The organism is Vibrio sp. 1CM24A, from assembly GCF_023161725.1.
GTDB classification, from domain to species: Bacteria; Pseudomonadota; Gammaproteobacteria; order Enterobacterales; family Vibrionaceae; genus Vibrio; species Vibrio coralliirubri.
This window is the reverse complement of record NZ_JALNTS010000002.1, coordinates 610,163-635,439: the sequence shown is the minus strand read 5'-3', so window position 1 is coordinate 635,439 and position 25,277 is coordinate 610,163. Positions and strand designations below refer to the sequence as shown.

The window sequence follows — 25,277 nt, the reverse complement described above, 5'->3', positions numbered from 1 at the left end:
AACAACTAAAGCCATTGTGCGATGAGTCGCGTAGAATTGGGAGGTCATATCCGGACAAGAGCGCGTTACCAATCACGATTTTGTCAGCATGTGCTGTTGAAGGTGAGTAGTCATGTTTATGGGAATGGGCTCGATATAAGGAGAGACGATTGGAGATTATCGCGGAGTATAAGCCGACCGAACATCGGCATCAGTTGGGTTCTTTAGATATCGCGCTGCTGTTGAATACGCTAGAGCAACGAGGCGTTGTTATTGAAAGGCTACTCAATGATGTGGGTTTGCCGAACATGGATTGGCGAGATCCGAATGGAAAACTGACTTACGCTGACAAGCTTTCGTTGTTTAGCGCGGCTAATCAGAGTTTTCCTCACGATGGTTTGGGGCTTTGGTTGGGAGAGCACGCTAGCTTGAGCCACTTTGGTGTGTTGGGTTATGCGCTATCAACCAGTCAAAATGTCGGGGAGGCCATCAAGTCGGGCTTCAAGTATTTGCGCCTGAACGGTCCTATCTTCTCGGTTAAATTGTTTCTAGATTCCGAGCAAGCAGTGATTCAGATTGAGAACACATTGGAAGTGGGCGATCTGCTTCCTTTCTGCAGTGAGTATTTCTTAAGTTCAATCGTCTCTTTGTTCAAAGAACTGACTGGTCATGAGTTGGATATTCACACTTTGGCTTTGCCTTATGCTCGTCCCAATTACGCCAAGCTTTATGACGAGCGTTTCCAGTGCCCTGTAGTTTTTGAGCAGAGCCATTGTGAACTGCGTTTTGATGTCTCGTTTTTGTCGCAAACCTTATTGACTCATGATGCCGCGACACTGAAGCGCTATCTTGCGTCTTGCCAGTCGATAGTGGAAACGTTGGACTCGGAACATCTGCTGACTAACCAGATCAAAACGATTTTTTATCAAACCGCAGGCAGTTTCCCGAATATTGAACAACTCGCGGATGAGTTTGGTTGTAGCTCTCGTACACTCAGGCGAGAGCTAGTAACCCATGAATCCAGTTATCAAGCATTGCTTACCGAAGTTCGAGTGGAACTGGCCAAAGAGCTGTTACTCGGCACAACCATGAGTATCGATGACATCGGTGAAAGGCTCGGTTATAGCGACCCCGCAAATTTCAGAAGGGCGTTTAAAGGGTGGCTCAATAAAACGCCCGCGCAGTTTCGTAATGGTTTAAGTTAAAGCGTTACTTGGTAAAAAACTGTTCTCTGAAATCGGTGACTTGCTGCTGATAGTAATTGTCCCAATCGTATTGAGTCCAAGTGGTATTACTTGAGGAGCGCTGAGAGTTTAAGCTCGCTTTGAGTTGATCTAGTTGCTCGTGATAACTCATCACGGTTTGTTGCTGTTGTGCGACTTGTTGTTCTCGCGCGGCAATGTTGCTGGCCTGCGCTTCATCTAAGTAGGCATCTTGGAGGTCGGCTTTGATTGATATTACTTCAGTAGGGCTGTAGCTGCTGGGTATCAAAGAGACTGCCAGTTCGTATTTTTGAAGCTGTGTTTCGGCGTTTAAGGTGCCCGTATTGTTTTGCCATTCACTAAGCAAATCTTGATAGTTGGCCAAAAACTGGCTCGCTTCGTTCTCTTCAAGGGTGTTGGCGTCAAGCGTAAAATCCAGATGAGCAAACTGGTCAGCGAATAGCTGGTGGGCCAACTCTCCCCATACTTGCTGTGCAGATTGTTTGAATAGGGCAACACGCTCTTCAAGAGTCTCTATGGATTCAAGAGGGATAGTGCTTTGGGTTAATTGCCAGTCGGCTGATAGCTGCGGATAGTCGCTCAGTAACTCAAACCATATGCCCGGCAATTCTGATTTTATTCGTGCGAGTTGCTCAGTGCAGTCATTACGTTGTTGGCAAAGCTTCCAGAACTCATCGAGTTTATCGAGCAAAGCCTTGCCTTCAAGCTCAGTCAAGTTTTCAGCATACGTTTCCCCGCCCGATGATTCAGCTTGGGATTGATTGCTCTGTGATGCTGCATTTCCCGAACTGGCGGTTGTAGTTGGTGTGAAATTATCGTCAGCAATTGTCGTAGAAACACGCGGCTTAGCTTCTGTGTGTTGAGCTGAAGATAGCGGTGTTTCAGTTAGTTTTGATGACCACGAATAGCCAATAATGCTCGCCGTTAAGACGAGCATGAAGATTAAGATAACTCGATGCATGATGGGTTCACCGAGTTACTTGATCATGGCGCTAACAGGGAAGTGGTCTGAAAGGTTGTAGTGCTTCCATAACTCACTGCTTGTTGATCTTGGAACATCCACACGATTGTCGTTATGCGCTTTAGCGGCATACTCTGAGCTCACTACCACATAATCGAGATACTCAACGTTCTCACCACCCGACATAGGTTCGCCCGCAAAGTTGTTGATGCGTGGGTCAAAGGTAGAAGCGGTGTAACCTGAATATTGTGGTTCATCAGCTTGCAGGTTAGCGAACATCTGTTGGTAGTCGTCTGGGAACTTGAGTTTGTTCACGTTGAAGTCACCGCTGTAAACCACAGTTTCTGATGCCGGGATATTCAGAGACTGCGCCAGTGCACGCATCTGCTTGAATTGACGTTGTCGGTAGTCACGAGCGGTATCGGTATCGAATGATGCTGTGTGGGTGCCGAATACATGGTAAGCCTGACCATTCTTGATCACTTCCGCGTAGTTAACGCCTTTATCAGCGAAGCAATCTGTGCCCGTACAATCAGGGAAAACATACTGAGCTTCGTTAACGATAGGGTAGCGGCTGACAATGATTACGCCGCCGTCATAGATGTTAATCCCATCTTTATCGAGCATTTTGGTTTGATAAGGATACTCCTTCGCAAGTTCACGCAAGAACTCATCTCTGCCGTTAGCAAACACCTCTTGAAGCGCCAACACGTCGTAGCCTTTTACGTATTGAGGGAGAAGATCGTAGCGGTCACCAATATGCGAAGCGATGGCAGGCAGCGCCCAGATGTTGTAGGTCATGACCTTGAGTGTATTGGCATCCGGCTCTGGCTGCTCATCCACTTTGGGTGGGGTGATGGTGTAATAAATATCATCATAGCGCGCCGTAGAATCGGCTTTAAGTGCTAGCTCTGCATTGACCCCGAATGCATCGGTTGTGCTGCGATGAATATTACGATCGTCATGCAACGTTAGGTTGACGTCTGCGGCGCTTAAACCATGTTGCAGTGTCGAGTTATACCAATGTCCCTTCATGGTTTGGTTGAGCGTGACACTCTCACCCACAGCGTTTGATACCACAGTGTCAAACTCATAGGTCTCCCCAGATTTTACTCCAGTCCAGCGATTGAAACTGATCAGCTTCTTCGTCTCCCAAGGGCCAATCTGTTCAACATGCTGTTGCCACTCATCACCGAGTTGAAGTAGGTCGGTACCGGTGTGGTTGGCTTGAATGGTCATCACTTGATTGGTGTTATTGGTGAGATACACGTCGGTGTCTGCGATCGCAGAGGCCGAAGCGATTGATGTGGATGCCACAAGTGCAGCTAACCAAGTCCATTGAGTTTTCATCGTTTACGTTATCCTTATTGATTGATGTCTAGAATAACGTAGTCAAAAGTTATGACATTGGAGTTATAACTCTATGGCATTTATTCAAATATGAGATATATGCCAAGGTTTTATAAAATTGATTAACCATTGAAAATTAACATATTGTCTTGTTGGAATGATAAATGGTACGCGCGCGAATATAGAGTTAGGTAATGGTTCCGAGTCGGTGGTTCAGCCAATGTTGGCGTGCTTAAACGAAAACTGTTTATTGGGGGAGAGTAGAGATTGTGAGCGACTAGAAGGAATTATGGCGACAGCTTTGAGCTATCAGCACAAATTTTGCGATTGTTCTGTAATTTACTCTTGTTCAGTAAACAGAAACCTTAAAAACAGGTATGATAGTGCCGTTTTTAATCCTGAACTGGGAAAGTCATGGCAAAGTTAACACTCCAAGAGCAGATGCTTAAAGCTGGCTTGGTAAATGAGAAAAAATTAAAGAAGGCGAAGAAAGGCTCTAAAAAGTCTCGCGTTCAGTCTCGTGAAGCAAAAGCGGCAGCAGAAGAAACTAAACTGGCGCAGCAAGCGAAAGACAAAGAGTTAAACCAACAGTTGAAAGAACAACAGTTGAGCAAAGAAATTAAAGCTCAAGTGAAGCAACTGATTGAGATGAACAAGCTAGAACAGAAGAACGGTGAGATCAAATACAACTTCACCGACGGTACGCTAGTTAAATACCTTTACGTAGAAGAGCTGACTCAAAAGCAACTAAGTAAAGGCATTCTGAGTATTGCTCGTCAAGGCGAGAGCTATGTTGTTATTCCAACAGCAGTAGCGAACAAGATTGCTATGCGCGACGAAGAATCTATCGTTGATACGCAGGCAGGTAGCACAGACGAAGTAGACGAAGATGACCCGTACAAAGACTTCGTGATCCCAGATGATCTAATGTGGTAATCCGTTTTACCTAGCTCCATTCTAATGGCTAGCTAAGTTTACAGGATCTAAGAATGCAGCGAACAATCATTCGATTGGCGCTGCATTTTTTTTGGCGCAAAATGACCTTAATAAACCTAAGCAAACCTCTATAGTGCGTCCCCTTAATACGGGAGAACACACATGAAAAAACGCACCAAAATTGCTTTCGCAACCACTCTGTTTTGCGCTGGCATCACTTTAGCTCACGCACAAGATTCTAATGAAGAAGTGATTGATCCTTCGAACCTGACCGCTGTTAACACATCCGCTTATTTAGGCTTTAGTAACCAAGGCGACGTGAAACTGTCGGGCTCTATTGGCTATGGTTTACAAAACGGTCAAATGGCGATGGGTACCATCGAAGGAACCATGGACCAAGACGGAAAATACAAAGACAGCCGACTGCAATATTTCCATGTTATGAATTTCGCTAACCCTGTTATGCCGTCAGCGGCGGGCTCGATTGATATCATCGACAATACTCAGTTCACGACTGCAGCGTTGGGCGGAGTCGTGATGATCAAACCGGACGTAGAAAACCTAACTCTGTTCGGTCGAGTGGGCGTACTAGCGGGTGATTATGACAGTGATTTTGCGTCTTCGATGGGTGAGCAAAAGACCGACATACTCGGTGGTATGGCTGCGGCGTATATTTCATGGAAGCCGGGTGCTGATGGCACGTACTTTATGCTTTCACCTGAATACACCTACATGGATGGTGATATTGAAACCTCATTACTGAAAAGCTCAATAACTGCGGGTACGCCTTTGTCGAGCGATGGTACTCGTTGGGGGCAATTTAAGATTGAAAACACCAATGGCAGCATGAAATCTACATCGAAAAAAATCGATATTGATGACACGGTAGCGTGGGTTTTCTATAAGGTTTACTTCTAGAACCTACACCTATTTAACGATTAAAGATCCCGAAGCATGGAGGCTTCATTCAATTTCAGTTTCTCATCTTACGCCTTCACTTTCCGCAACCTGTTTTAATATCGCCCCTTGTACGCTTCTTCCATCTGCTCACCCAAAACCATTCAATCAAAGATCTATGCCCGCACATCTACGTGGCTCTTATCACTTGTAGTGTATTTTCGCAGCGTACTTTTTCGCAGCGTACTTTTTCGCAGCGTACTACTCAATGTTTCGGTAACAGTTCACATCGAAAAACAATTAACGCTATAGTCGTTAATAGATAGTCTCTAAGGTTTTAATCGCTTAATGCAGAATCCTATTAATATCAGTAATTCAAACAACCTTGCTCCCTTCTTAGCTTACTTTGAACAAAAGGGGATTGAGTGGCGAAAAATTGCGGCTGAATACGACTTCCCTGAAGATATTGAAGACCGAGAGTATTGGTTGTCTTCTCATCAAGCGATGGCTTTTCTTGGTGCAATGGTCAAGCAAACCAACAAGAATGTTGGGTTTGACGTGGGGAGGTTAATCACGCTTGACCAAATCTCGCCTGAGTTGGTTTCTGAGTTCTCAGGATGTGAAAACTTAGAACATGCACTTCATCATCTGCTTGAAATGATGCCGACGTTAAACAACTACATGGTGGTTTGGGTCGATAAAATCGATGGCAAGTGGTACTTGTGTCACCGAGGTTCATACCATCCTTCGTTACCCGGTTATGACCAAGCAGAATGGTTTCGAACCTTTGCTTTTATTTCGTTGTGTCGCATGTTCTTGGGTCATCATTGGGAACCTAACTCGGTGTTTATGAGTTTTCCTGACCACTTGGCGAGAGATGTTACCAATACTGCGAATCTAGACGCGTTCCATTTCGATCATGCATTTGGTGCCATTGAAGTACCGTTGTCAGCGGATTTTGTCCCAGTAGATAAGCCAATAGACAGTGATTGGTTGACGGTAATTAATGCATTGGTACAAACCTACGCGGTTCTACCGTGGTTTAATATTCAATGGCTTGCCTCATTGATTGGAACTTCGTCGCGTTCTCTACAAAGGCAGTTCACCGAGCATGGTTGCACATTTCGTGGCTTGCGAGATGAGGCTCGTTGTCAGGTGGCGAAGCGGTTGCTTGAAGCCAACACATCACCTTTTGAGACTGCGTGGCGATGTGGCTATAGCGACTTATCTAACTTTAACCGAGCATTCAAAGGGTGGTTGGGCAAAACGCCGGCGCAATATCAAAAACAAAGCGGCTAATTAAGGTATGTTTTAACGGATAAACAAAAAGCCAGCCCTTGCAGTTACTAGATGTAAGTTGGAGGGGGCTGGCTTTATTTTGATTTGTTCTACTTTTGACTTAATCTAACTTTGAGTTTTTATCTAATCTCTAACGCTCGAATGACGTTACTTCTTAGTGTCACGACGTATTGCTTGTCCTGGGGCTGCACTTGTTACAAGCTCACCATCTTGAACCACAAACTGACCGTTAACTAACACGGTATCAACCCCTGTAGAAATCGCAGCCGGTACTTGGTATGTCGCTTTGTTCGCGACCGTTTTTGGATCAAAGATAACGATGTCTGCATCCATGCCCACTTGGATGCGGCCTTTTTTCTCCATCTGAGGAACGAAGCCATCAAGCACAGTTGCAGGCATGTAACTCATTTTACGAATCGCTTCTTCCATAGAAAGCAAACCACGCTCTCTTACGTACGTACCTAAGATCTTAGTGAACGTACCGCTCGATCTAGGGTGTGCAAATGCCTCGCTTGGAATTGGCCACTCATCACCTTCGTAATAGCTGACCTTGCCATCTTCGATCAACATCCAAGGCATCGAGTCTGATTCAATCAACACATTGGGATGGATGATTGACTTATCCAATGCAGACAACTCACTTGGTACCGCTTCATCTAAGAAGTGCCAGTTAATGATAGAGCCCGGTTGTTCTTTCTGTGCTTTGAGAAGCTCTTCGTTATTCAGGCGTTCGGTACCCATCTGGATACTTTCTTCTTGATAGCCTAAACGTTCTTTCCATTCTGGCCCGCTAAACATCGCCGCGCCAACCACCGTACTTGCTGCTCCCCATGGGTAAGCGCCGGCTGTAACATGGAAACCGTTCTCTGTTGCTTCATCGAACAGTTCCAATGTCGCGTCAATATCGCGCAGTGAAGTACTGTTGATGTGGTTGATGTGCATCTTTGCGCCAGTCAGTGCAGAGTTCGCAATCAGCTCTTGAATAGCTTCAAAGCTGCTTCCTGGTTCCATCATGCTGGCATAACGAACGTGCGTGTAAGTCGCAACGTCGCGCTCTGCTGCAAGTTTAGAAAGGGCATAATATTCCTTCTGGCCATAGCCCGGCGCATAACCCGCATTGATACCAATCCCGATTGCACCTTCGTCTAAGCCTTGCTCAACGTATGCCATGATCTTTTCTAGCTGCTCTGGTGTTGCGATTTTCTGCTTCCAGTTGTCGAGCCCTTGCATGCTTTGAAAGTACTGCAAATTAGCTTGTGGCTCACTGTCGGTGAACGTTGCGATACGAGCAAATGTCCACGCTGCTGATGCGCCATAGTTAATCGGCAGGTTCTTTTCTGCCTGTCCTTTGTACCAGTCGCCGATAGGCAAAATCCCCGATTCTAATTCAAGGGCGGTGGTCACACCTTGTTGTGCCTGCATACGATAGCCAGAAATGTTTTGACCATGGTGATGGAGGTCGATGAAACCTGGAGAAACAATGTGATCGTTCGCATCAATGATGGTTTTACCCGTGATTGAATCTTTAGTGATCGTTTCAATGGTACCTTTGTTGATACCAATATTTCGTACATCACTCAAACCTGTCTCTGGGTCGATAACATGACCACCTTGAATGACTACATCGTAGCTTTCTGCGTAAACATTAGCTGCTGACGCAATTAAAACGATGGGTAACGCAACAGAGCGAATGGATGATTTCATGACTGCTTTCCTATTGAAAATAAATACGTTATTGAAAATGAATACGTTATTGCAAGTTGACGAATTACTAAGGGTAATTGACTTTATGCGCCGCCATTGAGTAACCCGTACTGATCACTTCGGTTCCATCAATGAATGAGATAGGTAGATCTTGTTCAAAGGTGGCGATATCTCCCGACACCATAACGACTCTGTAAAGATCCTGAAGTGGGAACCCTTCATCAATATCGACAATAATGGTCTGATTTGCCGGCGGAGGCGGGGTATGGATACACGCGCCTGCTATGGGTACCAAAAGAAACTTCGTCGTTAACATGCCGTCCATTTCAAGCGGAACAACAAAGCCCGGAATAGTCACATCGTTCAGTTCGAGGTCGGTGTTGACCGTTGTTAAACGAATGTGTTCTACCGCCAGTGCTTCTTCTCTCAGTGCCAGTAATTCATCAGCGTCATAACCAGATTCACTTAATGCGAGCTTGCTTGCTTCGTATTGCTCTGTCTCTTCAGAGTTCATCTCGCGCTTAAGGCTTGTTTTCTGATAGTTCAAAACGGCAAATAGGTTAGAGACTTGATCTTGATTCAACGCGGGTAGCGCGACTTCTTTTGTTGGCGGCGGAATCAGATCTTCCCACATCACCATGGTTGACGACATAGCACTAAAGCTAAGCAGTAAACCTGGTAACAGAGTCGTAAAGAGTGAACTAAATCGAAATAGCATCTGATGGATTCTCCAGCGTTGTCGTAAGGTCGTTCGCGATGTCTCAGCTATTCGCTATCAACCTAACGAATAGTAATTAACGAAGCTTGGTCAAATCCTATTGATTTGCTCTCCGTAATTCGTGCTGTGAATAATAGCAACCACTGAAAATACAGATAGGTCACTTTGCGCCAAGATTGGATGGGCATTCTGATAGGGAGGAAAAGGGCTTATTGAAGAATAAAAGGGCGTAATAAATGAAGAGCCCTGATGCGCTTTTAACTAGAAAGAGCATCAGGGCTTGTTTGCATTTGAACAGGAATTGAGACTGATTGACGTTCGTTCGCTAGCTAATGTTCTGACATGCCGTAAACAAGGCTGTCATTGGCACTTGCATGATCGATAAAATCGGTATTCGCGCGCTGTTCGTGTTGGTCGTAGCCATCGAAGTAACAGTCGCCAATTTCATTGCGCGGGCAAACGTGAATGTGGTCTTTGATGACCAGTTCGGTAGAGCAACATGGGCAGTGTTTTACATGTCCAGTGAGTACCGTAGATCGATTTGGTTTCATACATCCTCCTGATAGGCACTGTAATCTGATTGCCTATTTGCACCCTAAGTTACGCAAATTAGTGTGTCGTTATGATTTCATTTTTAAGTCAATGAAAAACGATTCAGAAAGTGAATGCTTAGAGACTAATGCAGATGAATGACTGAGAGAATGTAAGATGAATCAAGCCCAGAGCAGACGCAAAGGGCTTGGTATGACAGATGACACTTTCTATGACGTTATTGCTGTATTGGGGTAATCGTTAGCTGAGCGCTGTTATAACCCAGCTCTGCTAGAGCCGCACGATCGAAGTCAGTCAGAACCTTGATGTCACCAGCGTAGTAGATTGTGTAATCGCCTGAAGGTGTCATGGCGTTAAATGAATCAATAGAGTGCTCGGTACCAATATCGATCATTCCTGAATATTGTGACTCCGCACTAAATTGGCCTGAAACATAGGTGTAGAAAGGACGCACACTGGCACCTGCGGCGTACTGCATGCTACTCAGTCCATTGGTGTTGATTGCCCAGCTCCAATCCCACCATTTCATCTCTCCAGGAATATAGCGGTGATCCCATTGGTAACGAATATTGGCTTGATCTTCGCTGGTGGTTCCCATAGTAAAGGTGTGTGAGACAGTCGGGCGGTTTGTTGGATGTGAGCTCAGCGCATTGCCGCTATAACGGAGGAAACCTGTGAAGTTCACGTCGTAACTCATGCTCGTTTTGATACGGTATGGGTATGAAATGGTAGAGCGCAAGAACTCAACCTGAAAGGGAAGCACTGAGTTCGCTGGTACTGTGATGATGGCTTGTAGGTCAGTCGGCTCAAAGCGAGAGCCATTATTGGTATCAGAGAAGCGCTGGCCTTCTTCTAGCGCGACTCTTACCTCTGTTTTTCCAACTTGTGGCCAGTGAAAGGTCTCATCAATGACGATTGAATCAGCAAGGTCGAAGCGCTGTGTTTTACTCCATTGTGTGGATTGCTCAAAATGAAGGTCAACGACGATTTGTTTAGGTTGGTCGCCATCATTGATTGCATAAGCCGAGACGGTTTCAGCCAGCTCTTGGTCGGTCTCTGTTATAGAGCCGTGTAAAAACGATGTGTTATCGAGCGTGTAAGCGAAGTTATCAACAGTTATGCTTGTCTTCTCATTACAGCGATCACCAGTGCAGCTTCCATCGTTCTTGCCCTTAATCTCCCAACCATTGTTTAGCGGTTTTATTGCCATATCTTGGCCGACATAACGCGCGCTATCGCCTCCAACCCAAGCATAACCCAGGTTATGGGCTAAGTAACTCAGTGGTCTGATAAAGTTTGTGTTGTCGCTGACTAAGGCGCGTTGAATATCAAGGTTATTGTTCGTTTCTATGGCTTGCGCTTCGTAGTAAGGCAGGCCTGCGTCTGGGGTACTGGGGTAGCACCAAGTATTGTCGCTGGGTTGTCCTTGTTTGATGAGCCCGTGGTAGCCAGACCCCATGATCACCCAGTCATTTTTAAGGCCAGCAATGTCCCACACATTCATGCGAGACAGTAGGGCGGTTTTGTGTTCTTGCGCTTCTGTATTACTGAGCGGACGATAATCGGAGCGGCAGATATCTTCACCGAGGTTATCCAATACGATTTGGTCTGAATATATCTTGGCATGAGTGGCAAAAGAGATGAAACAGAGGGCAGAGCTAAATAGAACGGTTTTACTGACGTTAAGCATGAATAAGTTCCTAAATGCCATTATTTGGCTATTTTTATTTAATTCGATTTATTAGTTTTCTGGGTATTGATTTAAAGCCGAGGGACTCTAGCGGGGTGTACTTTGTCATATAAAACAATGCCAAAAATACTGAAATGAATTGAAAATAAATACTTATAGATATCAGGAGGTTGTACTGATCAACTTGTTGTTTGATAAAGACTTATCTTGATGACTTCAATTAGTTTCAACAATCCAATCTATGGGTGATTAATTGTTGAACGTTTCTGTTTTTGAAGTCTCGCTATTTGGTATGTTGGCTTGGAAAATTTAGACCAGCAAGATGGATTAGAGAGATTTATTGCTTAAAGGATAGGGAAGTACTTGAGTAAGCCAAATAAGAAAGGATGTTGTGATAAGCAAGATCAAAAAATGCAGCCAACAACCGTTCGATTGCTGCTGCTTTTTGTATTGTTCGAGTTAACTTAATTGGTAGAGATTAAGCATCACCTGGCTTTTCGCGTTTGCTGTTCCAACCCATAAAGTTATAGATGTTGTAACGAGCAAAGCCGATCTGCTCATGCAAAGCAAAATCTGTGACCGCAAAGTTGTACCACAATGGCAACCATGAAATTTGAGCAGCCATATAGTCGGCTCTTACTGGAATAACATTCAAGCCGAAGTGGTTGAAGTAGAGCTCACTACGACGAATATGTAGGCCAGATGAAACCAACACAATGTTGTCGAATTTATGGTGCTTCATTAGGTCACTAGTGAGCTGTGCATTCTTCCAAGTGTTGACGCTATTTGGCTCTTGAATGATGTCACCCATCGGAACGCCAAGTCTGAGCAATTGTTGTTGATAAACTTCTGCTTCGGTAACACCGTTATTTTGTGCATCGCCACCACTGATGATCACTTTGCATGTGGTTTGGGTTTTGGCGCAATCTTTATATTGGCTGGCTGTTTCGCTGATTCGGCCAAAAGAGAAAAAGGCTGGCTCAAACTCTTGCGTGCTTTTAATTAACTGCGTTCCCGCACCCAGAAGAACAATGGCGTTATTGTCAGACCATTGGATATCAGGCTTATTTTCGTAATCGGCTTGCAGATCGTTCAGTAAATAACGAGGAATTAAACCTGAACCAATCAGCACAAATGACGATATAAGAACAAGAGATAAAAACAGAGAGGTTTTTCGCCACTGAAGTAAACGTGTAAAGCCTACGAATAGCAGAAGAAGTAATAATATAATAAAGCTCATGAGGATCCTGTTATCGAACTGGTGCCAAAATGATGTGACATACTGAAGCGGTGCATCATATATCAGTTATGTTAATCGTTCATAACTAACTCATTGTATTATTGAACAAATGCACGATTTCTTTCTATTAAACACCATCATCGAGGAGAGCATTCAAAAAATCGCTTTATTATTGTTCGATAATCCCATTCTAAATATAGGTATATAAACCAAGAGGGTTATTTAAACCTTATTCGTGTTATTTAATTTGTCTGTTCATCGGCTTCGCATTTTTTCAAACTCTCAAATTATCAAAGTAAGCTTGAACAAATTTAACGAACACTTGGTGTTTTTTTGCCGGATAAATAACTTGCGGATAGAACAGATAAATACTGTTGCCTTGTTGTAGGCATTCATCAGGCAGCACTCGCTCTAATTCTCCAAGCTCGACCTCTTTCGCAACGTAGTAACTTGCGATACGGATGATGCCGCTGCCAGCCATAGCTTGTTGCTTAAGTAAGTGGTTGTCATTGCTTGAAAGCCAGCCGGACACATCAATATTAGCCGATTTTAAAGGCCACTCGGTTTGGTGCAGCGTTGCTAAGCATTGATGATCACTTAAGTTACTCACATTGGTAGGGCGACCAAATTGATTAAGATAACCGGGAGTTGCGACTAAATCATGCTGATAGCTAATCAAGTGTTTCGCCACCATGTTGTCAGGTGGCGTGTTGGTGGCACGAAACGCGATATCGATATCATCTTGATTGAGATTAAAGTTGGTGTAGCTGCTGTTTATCTCAAAGCGGATTTCTGGATATTGCTGCCTAAATTGTTGGCAGATATCGAATAGGTATACCTCAGTAAACATCTTTGGCGCAGTGAGGCGTAATAGACCTTTTACGATGTCGTGTTGCTCTGAAACGCTGCGTTCAAGCTGTAAGACTTGCGAGCGAATCGTTAAGCCTTGTTGTAAGGCGCGTTCGCCTTCTTGGGTTAAACGAACACTGCGAGTGGTTCTGACCAAAAGCGGGCACTGTAAATCATTCTCTAAACGTTTGATCTGCTCAGAAAGGTAGCTCTTAGAGATACCGAGCTTTTCGGCCGCCTTGGTAAAGTTAAGTTGTTGAGCAAGTTCTACAAACAGGATCAGTCGTTCTATTCTTTTGTGTTCGTTCATTCGCGCGTTCCTACCAATCTATTGTTCGTCATATCAAACAATCATTTCGTAACTAGCATATTCTGTTTTTTAAAAAGAACAATATGATAGAGGCATATTTCTGGTCAGCAAATCTTCTAAGCGAGAACCGATATGACGAACAGCACTGAATCTACCAACAAAACGAATGACAAAAAACGTATCCCATTATCAAACCATCTGCCAAATGTTGGGCAAGTTGCCTATGGCTGCATGGGATTAGGTGGTGGCTGGAATGATAATCCAGTGACGAGTGCGGATGTTGCTCAAACACGAAGCGTAATCGACACCGCACTAGAATCGGGCATTAACTTATTCGACCATGCGGATATCTATACCTTCAGCAAAGCTGAGCAAGCCTTTGGTCAAGCATTACAACAAGCGCCTGAACTGCGAGAGCAGATGTTCATTCAATCTAAGTGTGGGATTCGTTTTGAAGGCGAGGGGAATGTTGGTCGTTATGATTTCTCGGCTGATTGGGTAGGCCAATCGGTAGACGGTATTCTCGAGCGTTTGAACACTGAAAAGCTTGATGTGCTGTTATTACATCGCCCTGATCCTTTGATGGAACTCGATGAGCTAGCAAGAACGTTAGAGAATTTAAAAGCGCAAGGTAAGGTCGATTTCTTTGGTGTGTCGAACATGAACAGCCATCAAATTCAGTATCTGCAATCTGCGCTTGGGCAACCTATTGTCGCGAATCAAGTTGAGATGAGCTTAGCCAAGCTAGATTGGTTGAATGATGGGGTGATGATTAACTCGCAAGGGCACCATCAATCAGACTTCGCCGCAGGCACGCTAGAGCATTGCCAATTGAATAACATCCAACTGCAAGCTTGGGGCTGTTTGGCACAAGGCCGATTTGCTGAGCAAGGTTTGTATTCAGAACATGAAAACGTGAAAAAGACAGCGCACTACGTGGCTCAGTTAGCGAACCAATATGGTGTAGACAGTGAAGCGATTGTGTTGGCATTTTTGCTTCGTCACCCTGCTCGTATCCAACCTGTTATTGGCACCACAAACCTAGAGCGAATCAAAGCTTCGGCAGTCGCGACTCAGATAAACCTGTCTCGTGAAGAGTGGTACAACCTATACGTGTACTCACGTGGTCAAGCACTGCCATAAGGAATGAATATGTTGAATCAAAAGATCGCGCAACAACTGGTGTCTAACGCTCTCGACATTGCTGAGCGTAATCAACAAGCAATCGCGGTGAGCGTGTGTGATACGCACGGTGAGTTACTGGCGTTTGTTCGCATGGATAATGTGAGTGTTCAAGCCGGATTGTTAGCACAGAACAAAGCTTATACCTCTGCAAGAGACAGGCAGTCAAGCGGTAACTTAGGGGCTTGGGCGAGAGAAACCGGTAAAGACTTAAGTTACTGGACTGACGCTAAGATCACTGGCTTTAAAGGCGGTGTTCCCATTGAGTTAAAGGGGCAGGTGATTGGCGCGATTGGTATCAGCGGATTGAGTGAAGAGGACGATGAAGCACTTGCTGAGAAAGTGATTCAATTTGTGCTCTAAGTGCTGTTGCTTGTGAAGTAATGAAAGTTAGATATAACAAATAATAAAAAACCGATGCATGTGCATCGGTTTTTTTGTTTAACGAGACTCAAGTGCTTGAATCAATCGAACCCATTAAGCGTTCGCTTGTTCCAGATCTTGTTGCTTGTCTTTCTTACCTAATAGGCGACTTGTGATTGTACCGGCTGTCATTGCACCAGATACGTTAAGCGCCGTACGAGCCATATCGATAAGTGGCTCGATAGAGATAAGCAGTGCTGCAATCGTCACAGGAAGACCCATAGCTGGAAGTACGATAAGCGCCGCGAACGTTGCACCGCCACCTACGCCAGCAATACCGAATGAGCTCACTGTGATAATAGCAATCAGAGACAGAATGAAGTTGATGTCCATTGGGTCGATGCCAACCGTAGGCGCAACCATGACTGCTAGCATTGCAGGGTAGATACCCGCACAACCGTTTTGACCAATCGTCGCACCGAAAGAGGCAGACAGGTTAGCAATAGCTGGTGGCACGTTAAGCTTAGTGATTTGAGCTTCAACGTTCAGTGGAATCGTTGCGGCAGAACTACGAGACGTGAAAGCGAACGTTAGGACAGGCCAGATCTTTTGGAAGTACTCTTTCGGGTTTACACCAACAAAAGAAACCAACACACCGTGTACAACGAACATCAGTAGAATCGCAACGTAAGATGCAACGATGAAACCCAGTAGGCTTAGGATGTCAGAAGCACTTGATGTTGCAACTACCTTCGCCATTAACGCTGCGATGCCGTATGGCGTGAGTGCCATGATCATCTTAACTAAGCGCATAACGATAGATTGTGCCGCTTCAACGAAAGTACGAATTGGAGATTCTAGTTCTTCTTTCTCTGCCATCACTTTACGAGCAGCAATACCTGTTAGCACACCAAAGATAACCACTGCGATGATAGATGTAGAGCGAGCGCCCGTTAGGTCTGCAAATGGGTTAGTCGGAATAAAACTAATCAGCATCTGCGGAATTGTTAGATCTGAAACGCTGCCGATGCGGCTTTCAAGTGTTGCGATACGTGCTGTTTCGCGAGCACCTTCTGTTAAACCTTCAGCAGACAGGCCGAATGCTTGCGTTACAACGATACCAACAATCGCAGAAATCGCGGTTGTTGCTAACAGTACAGAAATGGTGATGCCAGAAATCTTGCCTAGTGAACCGCCTTTTTCAAGCTTCACTACTGCGGCAATCATTGAAACCAATACTAATGGCATGATCACCATTTTTAGTAGGCCAACATAACCACGGCCAACAATGTTTACCCAGTCTAGTGTTTCGTTGATGACCGGATTGCCTTCACCAAATAACAGCTGTAGACCAAGACCAAATGCGCTACCAAATACTAAACCGAGTAAAACGAGGCGAGAAAGAGTGTTTTCTTTTTTCTGCTGTCCGTAGAGAAAAAAGAGGATACCAGTGAATACCGCTAAGGCAGCGATAGCTGAAAATGACATTTGTTTTCCTTATGAATTTCTTTAAGTCGATAGGGCGCTTGGATATATGGGCGCAAATACTGTTAGCTACAGTAGCGACCTGTAACAAAACGTAAAATAAGGAAAAGTAATTTATTAGAACGATTAGTAATATCCACTCAATAGGATGGGTGGATATTCAACATTGTGATGAATAGGTGAGCTTTTTAGCGATATTTTGCCAATAAATTGAGCATGTCACTTGACGAGTAAATTTCGATATTTTGGAAATTATTTTCGAATAATCGGAACAACATTGCTTTGGCTACGTCTTCCGACTGAATAGGGCGTAAGTTTTTGAACTTACCAAGCATAAACGGAGACAGCAGAGGAAAGACACTTTGCAGGAGTTTTTCATCAGCTCTTGGCTCATCACGCTCACCAACCAGCGGCCCGGGCCGTGCGATGAAAAGCTGCTTGAAGCCAATACGTTTTAAGTTTTGCTCCATTTGCCCCTTGCAACGAAGGTAGTGCGAATAGGAATCTGGTGAAGCGCCATAGCTAGAAACGACCGCGACACGTTGAACCCCAAGAAACTTCATCGACTGTGCGACTTGGCTAACCAGTTCCACATCGATTTTGCGAAGCGCTTCTTTTGAACCTGCCTTTTTCTTGGTCGTACCTAAGCAGATAACGCCAAGATTAGGCGTCGCATTGGTGTCATCCCAATTGGTAACTTGCAGGTCGCTGTGAATAAGAGTGTGGAGTTTGTTGGAGTCAAACTGTGAATCTAACGCTCTGCGAGATAGGGCATAGATATGATCAACGGCGGGTTCATCAATGAGCAACTTCATCACATGATGGCCAATTAAACCGGTTGCACCAGCCACCACGACCGATGTTTTGTCTCCAGCAATGCTCATTTTAATCCCTTATTCACTCCACAAGTGCTTGTTTAATATAAACAGTGTTTGAATTTTAAGCGAATAAAAGTTTGTTAAACGAGTGGTCAGTAGTATGTGGGGAGTCGCCTGTTAATGGAAAAAGAGATGATTTAGTTTGGCTCGACGCATAAGTACGGTCTGAAGTATTAGTACGGCGTTAAAAATAACAAAGCCCGCTGGGCGACGGGCTTTGTTATTTACTTTACTGCTTTCTAGGTGAAGGATAGTGGGATTTTCCTTACCTTTTTGCTGGTTTTCTTACTTGATTTATTTGGTTTTCTTTTACTTGAGTTTGGAATCATTACACCTCCTAAATCGTTGTTCTGTTTTGTCTTTCAATCGATTGTCTTTCTTTGTGTAGCGTTAGTGTTGTGGGCATTCACTGTATGGGTACTTATCAATGGAGAGATTAACAAGTACTTTAGATAAAGCATAAACGATGCCAAAATGTAAGTTATTGATAAATCTATTATCAGTATTGTAGGTGTTTTAGGGTTCGTCAATTTGACTGTCAATTTGAGAAAAAACCAGTGTGATCTGTTTAAATTAAGAACACTCTCTGCGGTTTCTGCCACATAGCCATAGATACAGCCTTGCTTAACACGTAAACTGAGTCGTAATTCACATAGACCAAGGACGTGCTATGAACCTCAAGCTTGATACTCTTGCTCCTACTCAGATTTATCACCTGATGACACAAACCGTTGTTCCTCGCCCGATTGCGTGGGCATTGACGGAATCTTCTGACCAAGAGTACAACCTCGCGCCTTTCTCTTATTTCACGCCTGTTTCTAGTAATCCGCCGTTACTGATGTTATCGGTTGGGAAGAAGCCGTCCGGCGAAATCAAAGATACCACTCGTAATGCCCTAGAAACGGGTAAGCTAGTGATTCACATTGCTTCTTCAAGTTCTGCCGAAACCATGACGGCGACAGCAGCTACCCTTGAACATGGTGATTCGGAAGTCACCGCGAATAACATTGACCTGGTTGAATTTGAAGGCTTCTCTTTACCGAGATTGAAAGAGTGCGCGGTCGCTTTTGGATGCACCTTGTACGAAGTAAAAGAGGTTGGAGAAGTGCCACAAAGCCTTATCTTTGCTCAAGTCGAAACCGTGTACATTTCCGAAGACGTGATCGACAAAGAGAGTGAACGTCTTAAGGTTGATGCGTTGGCCTTGGACCCACTGTCTCGACTTGGTGGCGGTGAATACGCGACGCTTTCCAATGTGTTCTCTGTCGCACGCCCTAAGTAACAATCCTTAAGTAGCAGTCCCTAAATCAACGTACCCAGAATAAGCGTTTTTAAAAACTATGTTAGATACCCAATACTCGCAGTACATCCAACACCGAATTGACCAAAAAACCAAGCCACTCGGTGCCCTTGGTTTACTCGAAAAAGTCGCACATCAACTGGCATTGATTCAGAGCCAAGGCAAAGAAACTGCGGTTGAACACATCGAATTGAATAAGCCAAGTATCATCATTTTTGCTGGCGACCATGGCATCGCAGATGAAGGTGTGAGTATTGCTCCAAGTGCCGTCACACAACAGATGGTGTTGAACTTCTTAAGCGGTGGCGCGGCGATCAATTGCTTCTGTGCGGTGAATAACATCGAGATCACTGTAGTCGACACGGGGATATTGTTGCCTGTGGAATCAGACAGTGACATGTTGATCTCTCAGCGCTTGGGTACGCGAACCAATAATTTTGCCAACGAAGCGGCAATGAGTTTAGAAACGGTGGAACGCGGGATTGAACTGGGTACCGAGCTTGTAGCTAGAACCATTTCGAATGGCACCAATATCATCATGTTTGGTGAAATGGGTATCGGAAATACCAGCAGCGCATCAGCGATTTTAAGTGCATTAGCGAATCGTGCTGCAGCGGAGTGTGTTGGCCTAGGCACTGGCATCAACAATGAACAGCTTGCACGTAAAGTGGCTGTGGTTGAGCAAGGTGTTGCGCGTTGCAAAGGTTTAGAGCTTAAAGAAGTTAAAGGTATTAAAGAGGTACTAGCACAAGTCGGTGGCTATGAAATCGTTCAAATGGTGGGTGGTTTCCTTGGCGCTTACCAAAACAGAACACCAGTATTAGTCGATGGTTTTATCGTGTCGGTTGCGGCGTATGTCGCGACTTTAATTGAACCGAGTTGCCGTGACTATATGATCTTTGCACATCGCTCTGAAGAGTCGGGGCACAAAATTCTGTTAGAGCTGCTAGACGCTGAGCCACTGCTCGATCTTGGATTGAGATTAGGCGAGGGCACAGGTGCTGCGCTAGCTATGCCAATTATTCGTACGGCAGCCGAGTTTTATAACAACATGGCGAGCTTTGAAAGTGCTGGAGTCACGGTTTAATGAGTGATACGCCAGAAAGATCTTTGAAAGATCGAGTTACTTATCAGTGGGAGCTGTTTGCGCTAGCGATGGGCTTCTTTTCTCGCTTACCAATGCCGAAGAATACGCCCTATTCATCGGAGCGAATGAACCGTTCTGGGCGTTACTTTTCACTGGTTGGTTTGTTACTAGGTGTTCTATGTGGCGGTGTGTTTTTGCTACTTGATACGGTACTTCCGAGTGCAGTGGCGATCTTCTTGATGATGAGTTTTAGCCTGATGCTCACTGGTGCATTCCATGAAGATGGTTTGACTGATATGGCGGATGGCATTGGTGGCGGCATGACTCTAGAACGCCGCTTGACCATCATGAAAGACAGTCGAATCGGTACTTATGGCGCGTCTGCACTGGTTATGGCTTTGCTTGGCAAGTGGGTGTTGTTGGATGAGCTGGTCAACATGACGGCTCTGTTTATGGTCATCGTGACCAGTTATACCTTTAGCCGTGCGATTGCTGCGTCACTTATTTATGACATGCCTTACGTCAGCGATTTAGATACCAGTAAAAGTAAACCATTGGCCAACAAGCAAACCAAAGGCGAACTTGTCTTCTTATTGCTGGTAGGCGTGCTGCCTAGCCTGTGGTTTGGTCTTGAATTCGCTTTGGTTTTATCTGTCTTCGCCTATCTGTTCAGAACCGGGTTCAAAAAGTGGTTAATGGCTCGTATTGGTGGCTTTACTGGCGACTGCTTGGGGGCGGCTCAACAGTTAATGGAGTTGCTGACTTACCTTGTATTCATTACTGCATTTTACAATGACTTTCTATAACGGTTTCCTATGACCAACACCAATCAAACTAATCAAGCAAGACAGCGAAACAGCCATCTGGTATTGGGCGGCGCTCGTTCTGGCAAGTCGAGTTTTGCAGAGCAACAAGCATTATGTGCGCTTGAAGCATGTTCAAATGGACGCCTCAATTATATTGCGACAGCGACATATCTTGATGATGAAATGCGAGAACGAATCGCGCACCATCAACAACGTCGTAGCGAGCAATGGATTGAGCATGAAGTACCCGTTGAATTAGCCGAAAAACTGCAGTCTTTTGAGAAAGAAGATGTGGTATTGATTGATTGCCTAACCTTGTGGCTGAACAACATCATCTTTGAACTGGGTGATGACGCAACCAATGAACAGGTTGAAGCCTTGGTTGAAGTATTGGTCAAAAGCGTCGAGCAAAGCCCGGCACAAATTATAATGGTGTCTAATGAAGTCGGCTTAGGTGTGGTACCGCTGGGTAAAGTGTCTCGCTTGTTTGTGGACAATGCAGGACGAATGAACCAAGCGCTAGCTCGCGTCGTTGAGCGCGTCACGCTGGTTGCTGCCGGATTGCCGTTGCACTTAAAACCATCTAATCACTTGCTTGATATTCAAGACTAGGTCGCACACATGGTTAATGGAACAACTAAAAACATCTATTTGTTAAGACATGGCAAAGTCGAAGGAAAAGCTGCGCTCAATGGTTTATCTGATGTGCTGGTCAACCCTGATCTTCAAGAACAGATATGTGAGGCACTAACTACACAAGACATTACCTTCGATAGCGTGGTCACCTCGCCACTAAAACGATGCGCTGATCTAGCAAACCTGTATGCAGAGCGTATGTCAGTGCCTTTGTCTTTGGCATCGGGCTTTCAGGAAATGAACTTCGGTGAAGTTGATGGTGTCCCATTTGATGAACTTGAAGACAAGTGGGGAATGTTAGAAACCTTTTGGCAAGATCCTGCTAATCATCAATTAACTGGTGCAGAAAGTTTACAGGGCTTCCACGACAGAGTAACTCAAGCTTGGTCGCAACTTCTGAACGATCCAAGTGACAATATATTGTTGGTTACTCATGGTGGTGTGATTCGCATATTGTTAGCGCACTGCCTTGATATTGATTGGAAAAACCCGAGTTTGTACTCGAAGTTATCGATAGAAAACGCATCGATAACGCATATTCAAATCACTCAGTTTGCGCAGAGCTTTATTAGCGTTAAATCGATAGGGCTACCTGTTCTCTGAGTGTTCAAAAAACACAGTTTAAGAATTAACAATCTTTTAGAACTGTAAACAGAAATCGAAATATAAAGCGACGTTCACAGCCGCTATACCTGATTGGTATTACTACCTACGTGAAAGGAATTTAGTCATGACAACACCAAGTTGGGATCTAAGCATTGCTTATAGCGATCTTAATGATGCAAAAATCGAACAGGACATCGAACTCATTCAGCAGTGCATTGAGCTGTTGAACCTACACGTTGAAAAGCGTCACATCATTTTAGCGATGCAAAACGCGATTCAGACTTCAGAAGCGGCAGGCACGCTACTAAGCACGATCAATACCTTCGCTAATTGTCACGCATCGGTCGACGCGACACACACAGAAGCCAAAGCACTGCTTGGACGTGTCGCGAAGCTGAACTCTGAAATGTCTCAAGCGTTCAGCCCTTACGAAGACACGCTAATTCACGCAGAACCAGAATTTATTGACGCAGTATTAGAGCATGACAGCGCAGATGTAGCAGGGCAGCGCTTTGCGATTGAAAGCTCTCGTAAGCTATCAAGTAGCCGACTCAGTGTTGCTGAAGAGCAGTTGTTAGCGGCGATGAAGGTCGATGGCCGTGATGGATGGGGTCGTTTATACGATAACCTAACGGGATCTTTAAAACTGTCGCTAGAGCTGGACGGTGAAGAGGAAGCCCTAGGCTTTTCACAAGCCGCGAGCCTGTTGTACGGCAGCGAATTCGACAAACAAGAGCCGGCATGGCGCGCGGTTCAAGGCGCAATGAAAACGCATCAAGAGTCGTTTGCTTCGATTCTAAATGCATTGGCGGGTTGGCGACTGACAGAAAACAAAAAGCGCTCGAAAATTAGCGATGTGCATTTCCTTGATCCAAGCCTACACGGCAGCCGCATTATACCTGAAACGCTAGACACCATGATGTCTGTTGCGAAAGCTAATCGAACGGTTGGCCAGAAAGCGGGTTTGTTGATGGCAAGAGTTCACGGTTTAGATGAAATGAAGCCTTGGAATCATTTAGCAGCAATGCCACCACTCGGTGACGCTGAATCTAAGATCTACCCATTTGATGAAGCGATCGAAGTGATCAAAACTGCGTTCGCTGAAGTAAATCCAGAGATGGCTGATTTCGTCGCTTTGATGGTTGAGAACGGTTGGATTGATGCAGCTCCAGCTGCGAACAAACGTTTAGGTGCGTACTGCACCAAGTTTGCTGCGACACGCACACCGCTTGTGTTTATGACATGGAGCGGTAGCCGCTCAGATTTAATGACATTGGCGCACGAACTAGGCCACGCGTTCCACAACTGGGTGATGAAAGACATGCCGTTGTGTCAAACACGCTACCCAATGACGCTAGCAGAAACGGCTTCGATCTTTGCTGAAAACATCGTTCGTGACCATCTATTGAAGCAAGCAAAAACACGCAATGAGAAACTTGAAATGCTATGGGAAGAGCTTTCTTCTTCTTTGGCATTAATGGTGAACATTCCTGTGCGTTTTGAGTTTGAAAAAGCTTTCTACGAGCAGCGTGAAAAAGGTGAGCTAACGGCTCAGCAGCTGTGTGACTTGATGGAAACGACTTGGAAAGAGTGGTACGGCGATGCAATGACCGAAGCCGACCCTTACTTCTGGGCGAGCAAGCTGCACTTCAGCATCTCTCAAGTAAGCTTCTACAACTACCCATACTTGTTTGGTTACCTATTCAGTAAAGGTGTTTATGCTCAGCGAGATGCGAAAGGCGAGCAATTTTACGGCGATTACGTGTCGTTGCTTCGTGATACAGGCAGCATGATGGCGGAAGAAGTCGTTCAAAAGCACCTTGGTATGGATCTGACTCAAGCGGATTTTTGGCAACAAAGCATCGACATGGTCAAAGTTCAAATCGATGAATTTGAAAGATTGCTCGATCAGGAAGATTAATTGATCTCAATCTGTTCATGGCAGGTAAGAGCTGTGTTAGCTTACGTGGCTCTTATCTTGCTGAGATGACCTGAGACAACCAAAAGCTGCTCTAAATAGAGAAAGTTATTTGGAACAGATGTCGGTTAGTAAAATCAGCAGGTAATACAAAAATATATGGGTAGTATTTGTGAGTGATAACGGAGTTTCTATTGATAAGTGCGATCCTAGCAACACAATTTCTATGTACAATTTATTAACATACGGCCGTGCAATTAAGGAGTAGCGCATGACGAAGACCCTCTTTCGCCAATCATTTCTTTTTGACAGCCTAGATCTTGAGCAAGAAATGGTTGCAGGACAGACCGTACTGAGTAACGGTGTTCAAATTAAGCTTCATCAACGCGGTGTATTGGAAGTGATTCCCGCAGAGTACAATTCTGAAACCAAGAATATCATCTTTTCAACAGGTGTTCATGGCGACGAAACTTCACCAATGGAGCTGATTGATAAGCTCATTGAGGATATTGAAACAGGCTTCCAAGTAGTGACAGCAAGATGTTTATTCATCATTGCTCACCCGGAAGCAACCAACGCGCATACTCGTTTTCTTGATGTGAATATGAACCGTCTGTTTGATGAAAAACAGCACGAAAGCAACCGAGAAGTGGATATCGCGAAGAACCTTAAGTACTTGGTGACTGAGTTTTACAAAGAAACGGTACCTGCCACTCGTTGGCACTTAGATCTGCACTGTGCGATCCGTTTGTCTAAGCATTACTCTTTCGCCGTAAGCCCTAAGGTTCGCCACGAAGTTCGCAGCAAAGCTTTGTTCGACTTCATTAACAGTGCTCACGTTGAAGCTGTGTTGTTATCGAATGCGCCAACGAGCACTTTCAGTTGGTACAGCGCCGAAAACTTCGAAGCGCAAGCACTGACAATGGAGTTAGGGCAGGTAGCAAGAATTGGTGAGAACCAACTTGATAAGCTAACTGCTTTCGATTTGGCAATGCGCAATCTGATTGCTGAAATAGAACCAGAGCATTTGCCGAAGAAAACCATTACATATCGCGTAAGCCGAACCATTGTTCGATTGCACGATGACTTTGATTTCATGTTCTCTGATGACGTTGAGAACTTTACGGCGTTTAAGCACGGTGAAGTGTTTGGTCATGATGGTGATAAGCCATTGATGGCGAAGAATGAAAACGAAGCAGTGGTATTCCCAAATCGTAACGTGGCTATCGGTCAACGAGCGGCCTTAATGGTGTGCGAAGTTGAAACACGATTCGACCACGGTCAGCTTGTGTACGATTAATACCGAGC

At 44.8% G+C, this 25,277-nt stretch carries 23 protein-coding genes; 13 read left to right on the top strand and 10 right to left on the bottom strand.

What is annotated here, in order from left to right; translation table 11 throughout:
* The first annotated feature begins 149 nt into the window (after positions 1-149).
* Complete coding sequence (locus MSG38_RS06860; protein WP_248401359.1) at positions 150-1,184, top strand: AraC family transcriptional regulator; 1,035 nt, start codon at positions 150-152, stop codon at positions 1,182-1,184.
* A 4-nt stretch (positions 1,185-1,188) separates the two neighbouring features.
* On the opposite strand, the gene MSG38_RS06855 is transcribed toward MSG38_RS06860, so the two are convergent.
* Together MSG38_RS06855 and MSG38_RS06850 are read right to left on the bottom strand one after the other, a co-directional pair.
* Positions 1,189-2,139 carry a chromosome partitioning protein ParA gene (locus MSG38_RS06855; RefSeq protein ID WP_248401484.1) on the bottom strand — a complete coding sequence of 317 codons (951 nt, stop codon included), beginning with the start codon at positions 2,137-2,139 and terminating at the stop codon, positions 1,189-1,191.
* 39 nt (positions 2,140-2,178) lie between these two features.
* On the bottom strand, positions 2,179-3,513 hold the full coding sequence (locus tag MSG38_RS06850) for a sphingomyelin phosphodiesterase (RefSeq protein ID WP_248401358.1): 1,335 nt from the start codon (positions 3,511-3,513) through the stop codon (positions 2,179-2,181).
* A 414-nt stretch (positions 3,514-3,927) separates the two neighbouring features.
* Here MSG38_RS06850 and MSG38_RS06845 point away from each other — a divergent pair, with 414 nt between their 5' ends.
* The 3 genes from MSG38_RS06845 to MSG38_RS06835 all read left to right on the top strand — a co-directional run bounded on the left by MSG38_RS06845 (position 3,928) and on the right by MSG38_RS06835 (position 6,645).
* Positions 3,928-4,449, top strand: coding sequence for a DUF2058 domain-containing protein (locus tag MSG38_RS06845; protein ID WP_048611459.1), 522 nt, complete (start codon positions 3,928-3,930; stop codon positions 4,447-4,449).
* A gap of 162 nt (positions 4,450-4,611) precedes the next feature.
* Positions 4,612-5,367, top strand: coding sequence for a hypothetical protein (locus MSG38_RS06840; protein ID WP_017090902.1), 756 nt, complete (start codon positions 4,612-4,614; stop codon positions 5,365-5,367).
* Positions 5,368-5,694: 327 nt separating this feature from the next.
* Complete coding sequence (locus MSG38_RS06835; protein ID WP_248401357.1) at positions 5,695-6,645, top strand: AraC family transcriptional regulator; 951 nt, start codon at positions 5,695-5,697, stop codon at positions 6,643-6,645.
* Positions 6,646-6,792: 147 nt separating this feature from the next.
* Here MSG38_RS06835 and MSG38_RS06830 read toward each other — a convergent pair whose 3' ends face one another.
* The 6 genes from MSG38_RS06830 to MSG38_RS06805 all read right to left on the bottom strand — a co-directional run bounded on the left by MSG38_RS06830 (position 6,793) and on the right by MSG38_RS06805 (position 13,708).
* Entirely contained in the window at positions 6,793-8,349 is a 1,557-nt protein-coding gene (locus tag MSG38_RS06830) for an amidohydrolase family protein (RefSeq protein ID WP_248401356.1), read from the bottom strand.
* A gap of 67 nt (positions 8,350-8,416) precedes the next feature.
* Positions 8,417-9,067 (bottom strand): DUF3299 domain-containing protein, encoded by a 651-nt coding sequence (locus tag MSG38_RS06825; RefSeq protein WP_050634483.1) that lies wholly within the window; start codon positions 9,065-9,067, stop codon positions 8,417-8,419.
* A 329-nt stretch (positions 9,068-9,396) separates the two neighbouring features.
* On the bottom strand, positions 9,397-9,618 hold the full coding sequence (locus MSG38_RS06820; protein WP_017059142.1) for a hypothetical protein: 222 nt from the start codon (positions 9,616-9,618) through the stop codon (positions 9,397-9,399).
* A 218-nt stretch (positions 9,619-9,836) separates the two neighbouring features.
* The gene (locus MSG38_RS06815) at positions 9,837-11,309 is read right to left on the bottom strand and encodes an aerolysin family beta-barrel pore-forming toxin (RefSeq protein ID WP_248401355.1); all 1,473 of its coding nucleotides are present in this window, start codon (positions 11,307-11,309) and stop codon (positions 9,837-9,839) included.
* Positions 11,310-11,787: 478 nt separating this feature from the next.
* Positions 11,788-12,549 (bottom strand): YdcF family protein, encoded by a 762-nt coding sequence (locus tag MSG38_RS06810; protein ID WP_050621486.1) that lies wholly within the window; start codon positions 12,547-12,549, stop codon positions 11,788-11,790.
* Positions 12,550-12,823: 274 nt separating this feature from the next.
* Positions 12,824-13,708 (bottom strand): LysR family transcriptional regulator, encoded by an 885-nt coding sequence (locus MSG38_RS06805; protein ID WP_050650059.1) that lies wholly within the window; start codon positions 13,706-13,708, stop codon positions 12,824-12,826.
* Positions 13,709-13,840: 132 nt separating this feature from the next.
* On the opposite strand from MSG38_RS06805, the gene MSG38_RS06800 reads away from it, so the two are divergent.
* Together MSG38_RS06800 and MSG38_RS06795 are read left to right on the top strand one after the other, a co-directional pair.
* On the top strand, positions 13,841-14,851 hold the full coding sequence (locus tag MSG38_RS06800) for an aldo/keto reductase (protein ID WP_050650058.1): 1,011 nt from the start codon (positions 13,841-13,843) through the stop codon (positions 14,849-14,851).
* A 9-nt stretch (positions 14,852-14,860) separates the two neighbouring features.
* Positions 14,861-15,253, top strand: a complete 393-nt coding sequence (locus MSG38_RS06795) for a heme-binding protein (protein WP_050650057.1) — start codon at positions 14,861-14,863, stop codon at positions 15,251-15,253.
* A gap of 114 nt (positions 15,254-15,367) precedes the next feature.
* Here MSG38_RS06795 and MSG38_RS06790 read toward each other — a convergent pair whose 3' ends face one another.
* Positions 15,368-16,741, bottom strand: a complete 1,374-nt coding sequence (locus MSG38_RS06790) for an L-cystine transporter (protein ID WP_048611859.1) — start codon at positions 16,739-16,741, stop codon at positions 15,368-15,370.
* 185 nt (positions 16,742-16,926) lie between these two features.
* The gene (locus tag MSG38_RS06785) at positions 16,927-17,622 is read right to left on the bottom strand and encodes an NAD-dependent epimerase/dehydratase family protein (RefSeq protein WP_248401354.1); all 696 of its coding nucleotides are present in this window, start codon (positions 17,620-17,622) and stop codon (positions 16,927-16,929) included.
* Between the two features lie 664 nt (positions 17,623-18,286).
* Between MSG38_RS06785 and MSG38_RS06780 the strand changes: the two genes are divergently transcribed.
* The 7 genes from MSG38_RS06780 to MSG38_RS06750 all read left to right on the top strand — a co-directional run bounded on the left by MSG38_RS06780 (position 18,287) and on the right by MSG38_RS06750 (position 25,269).
* Complete coding sequence (locus tag MSG38_RS06780) at positions 18,287-18,898, top strand: flavin reductase family protein (RefSeq protein ID WP_052878273.1); 612 nt, start codon at positions 18,287-18,289, stop codon at positions 18,896-18,898.
* 58 nt (positions 18,899-18,956) lie between these two features.
* A complete protein-coding gene (cobT, locus tag MSG38_RS06775; protein WP_248401353.1) occupies positions 18,957-20,003 on the top strand; it encodes a nicotinate-nucleotide--dimethylbenzimidazole phosphoribosyltransferase in 1,047 nt (348 codons plus the stop codon).
* Positions 20,003-20,809 (top strand): adenosylcobinamide-GDP ribazoletransferase, encoded by an 807-nt coding sequence (locus MSG38_RS06770; RefSeq protein WP_248401352.1) that lies wholly within the window; start codon positions 20,003-20,005, stop codon positions 20,807-20,809. Before cobT ends, MSG38_RS06770 begins: the two co-directional genes overlap by 1 nt.
* Positions 20,810-20,818: 9 nt before the next feature.
* Positions 20,819-21,421, top strand: a complete 603-nt coding sequence (gene cobU / locus MSG38_RS06765) for a bifunctional adenosylcobinamide kinase/adenosylcobinamide-phosphate guanylyltransferase (protein ID WP_248401351.1) — start codon at positions 20,819-20,821, stop codon at positions 21,419-21,421.
* A gap of 9 nt (positions 21,422-21,430) precedes the next feature.
* On the top strand, positions 21,431-22,048 hold the full coding sequence (gene cobC / locus MSG38_RS06760) for an alpha-ribazole phosphatase family protein (protein ID WP_248401350.1): 618 nt from the start codon (positions 21,431-21,433) through the stop codon (positions 22,046-22,048).
* Positions 22,049-22,175: 127 nt separating this feature from the next.
* A complete protein-coding gene (locus tag MSG38_RS06755) occupies positions 22,176-23,972 on the top strand; it encodes a M3 family oligoendopeptidase (RefSeq protein WP_248401349.1) in 1,797 nt (598 codons plus the stop codon).
* A 268-nt stretch (positions 23,973-24,240) separates the two neighbouring features.
* Complete coding sequence (locus tag MSG38_RS06750; protein ID WP_248401348.1) at positions 24,241-25,269, top strand: succinylglutamate desuccinylase; 1,029 nt, start codon at positions 24,241-24,243, stop codon at positions 25,267-25,269.
* The last annotated feature ends 8 nt before the right edge of the window (positions 25,270-25,277 follow it).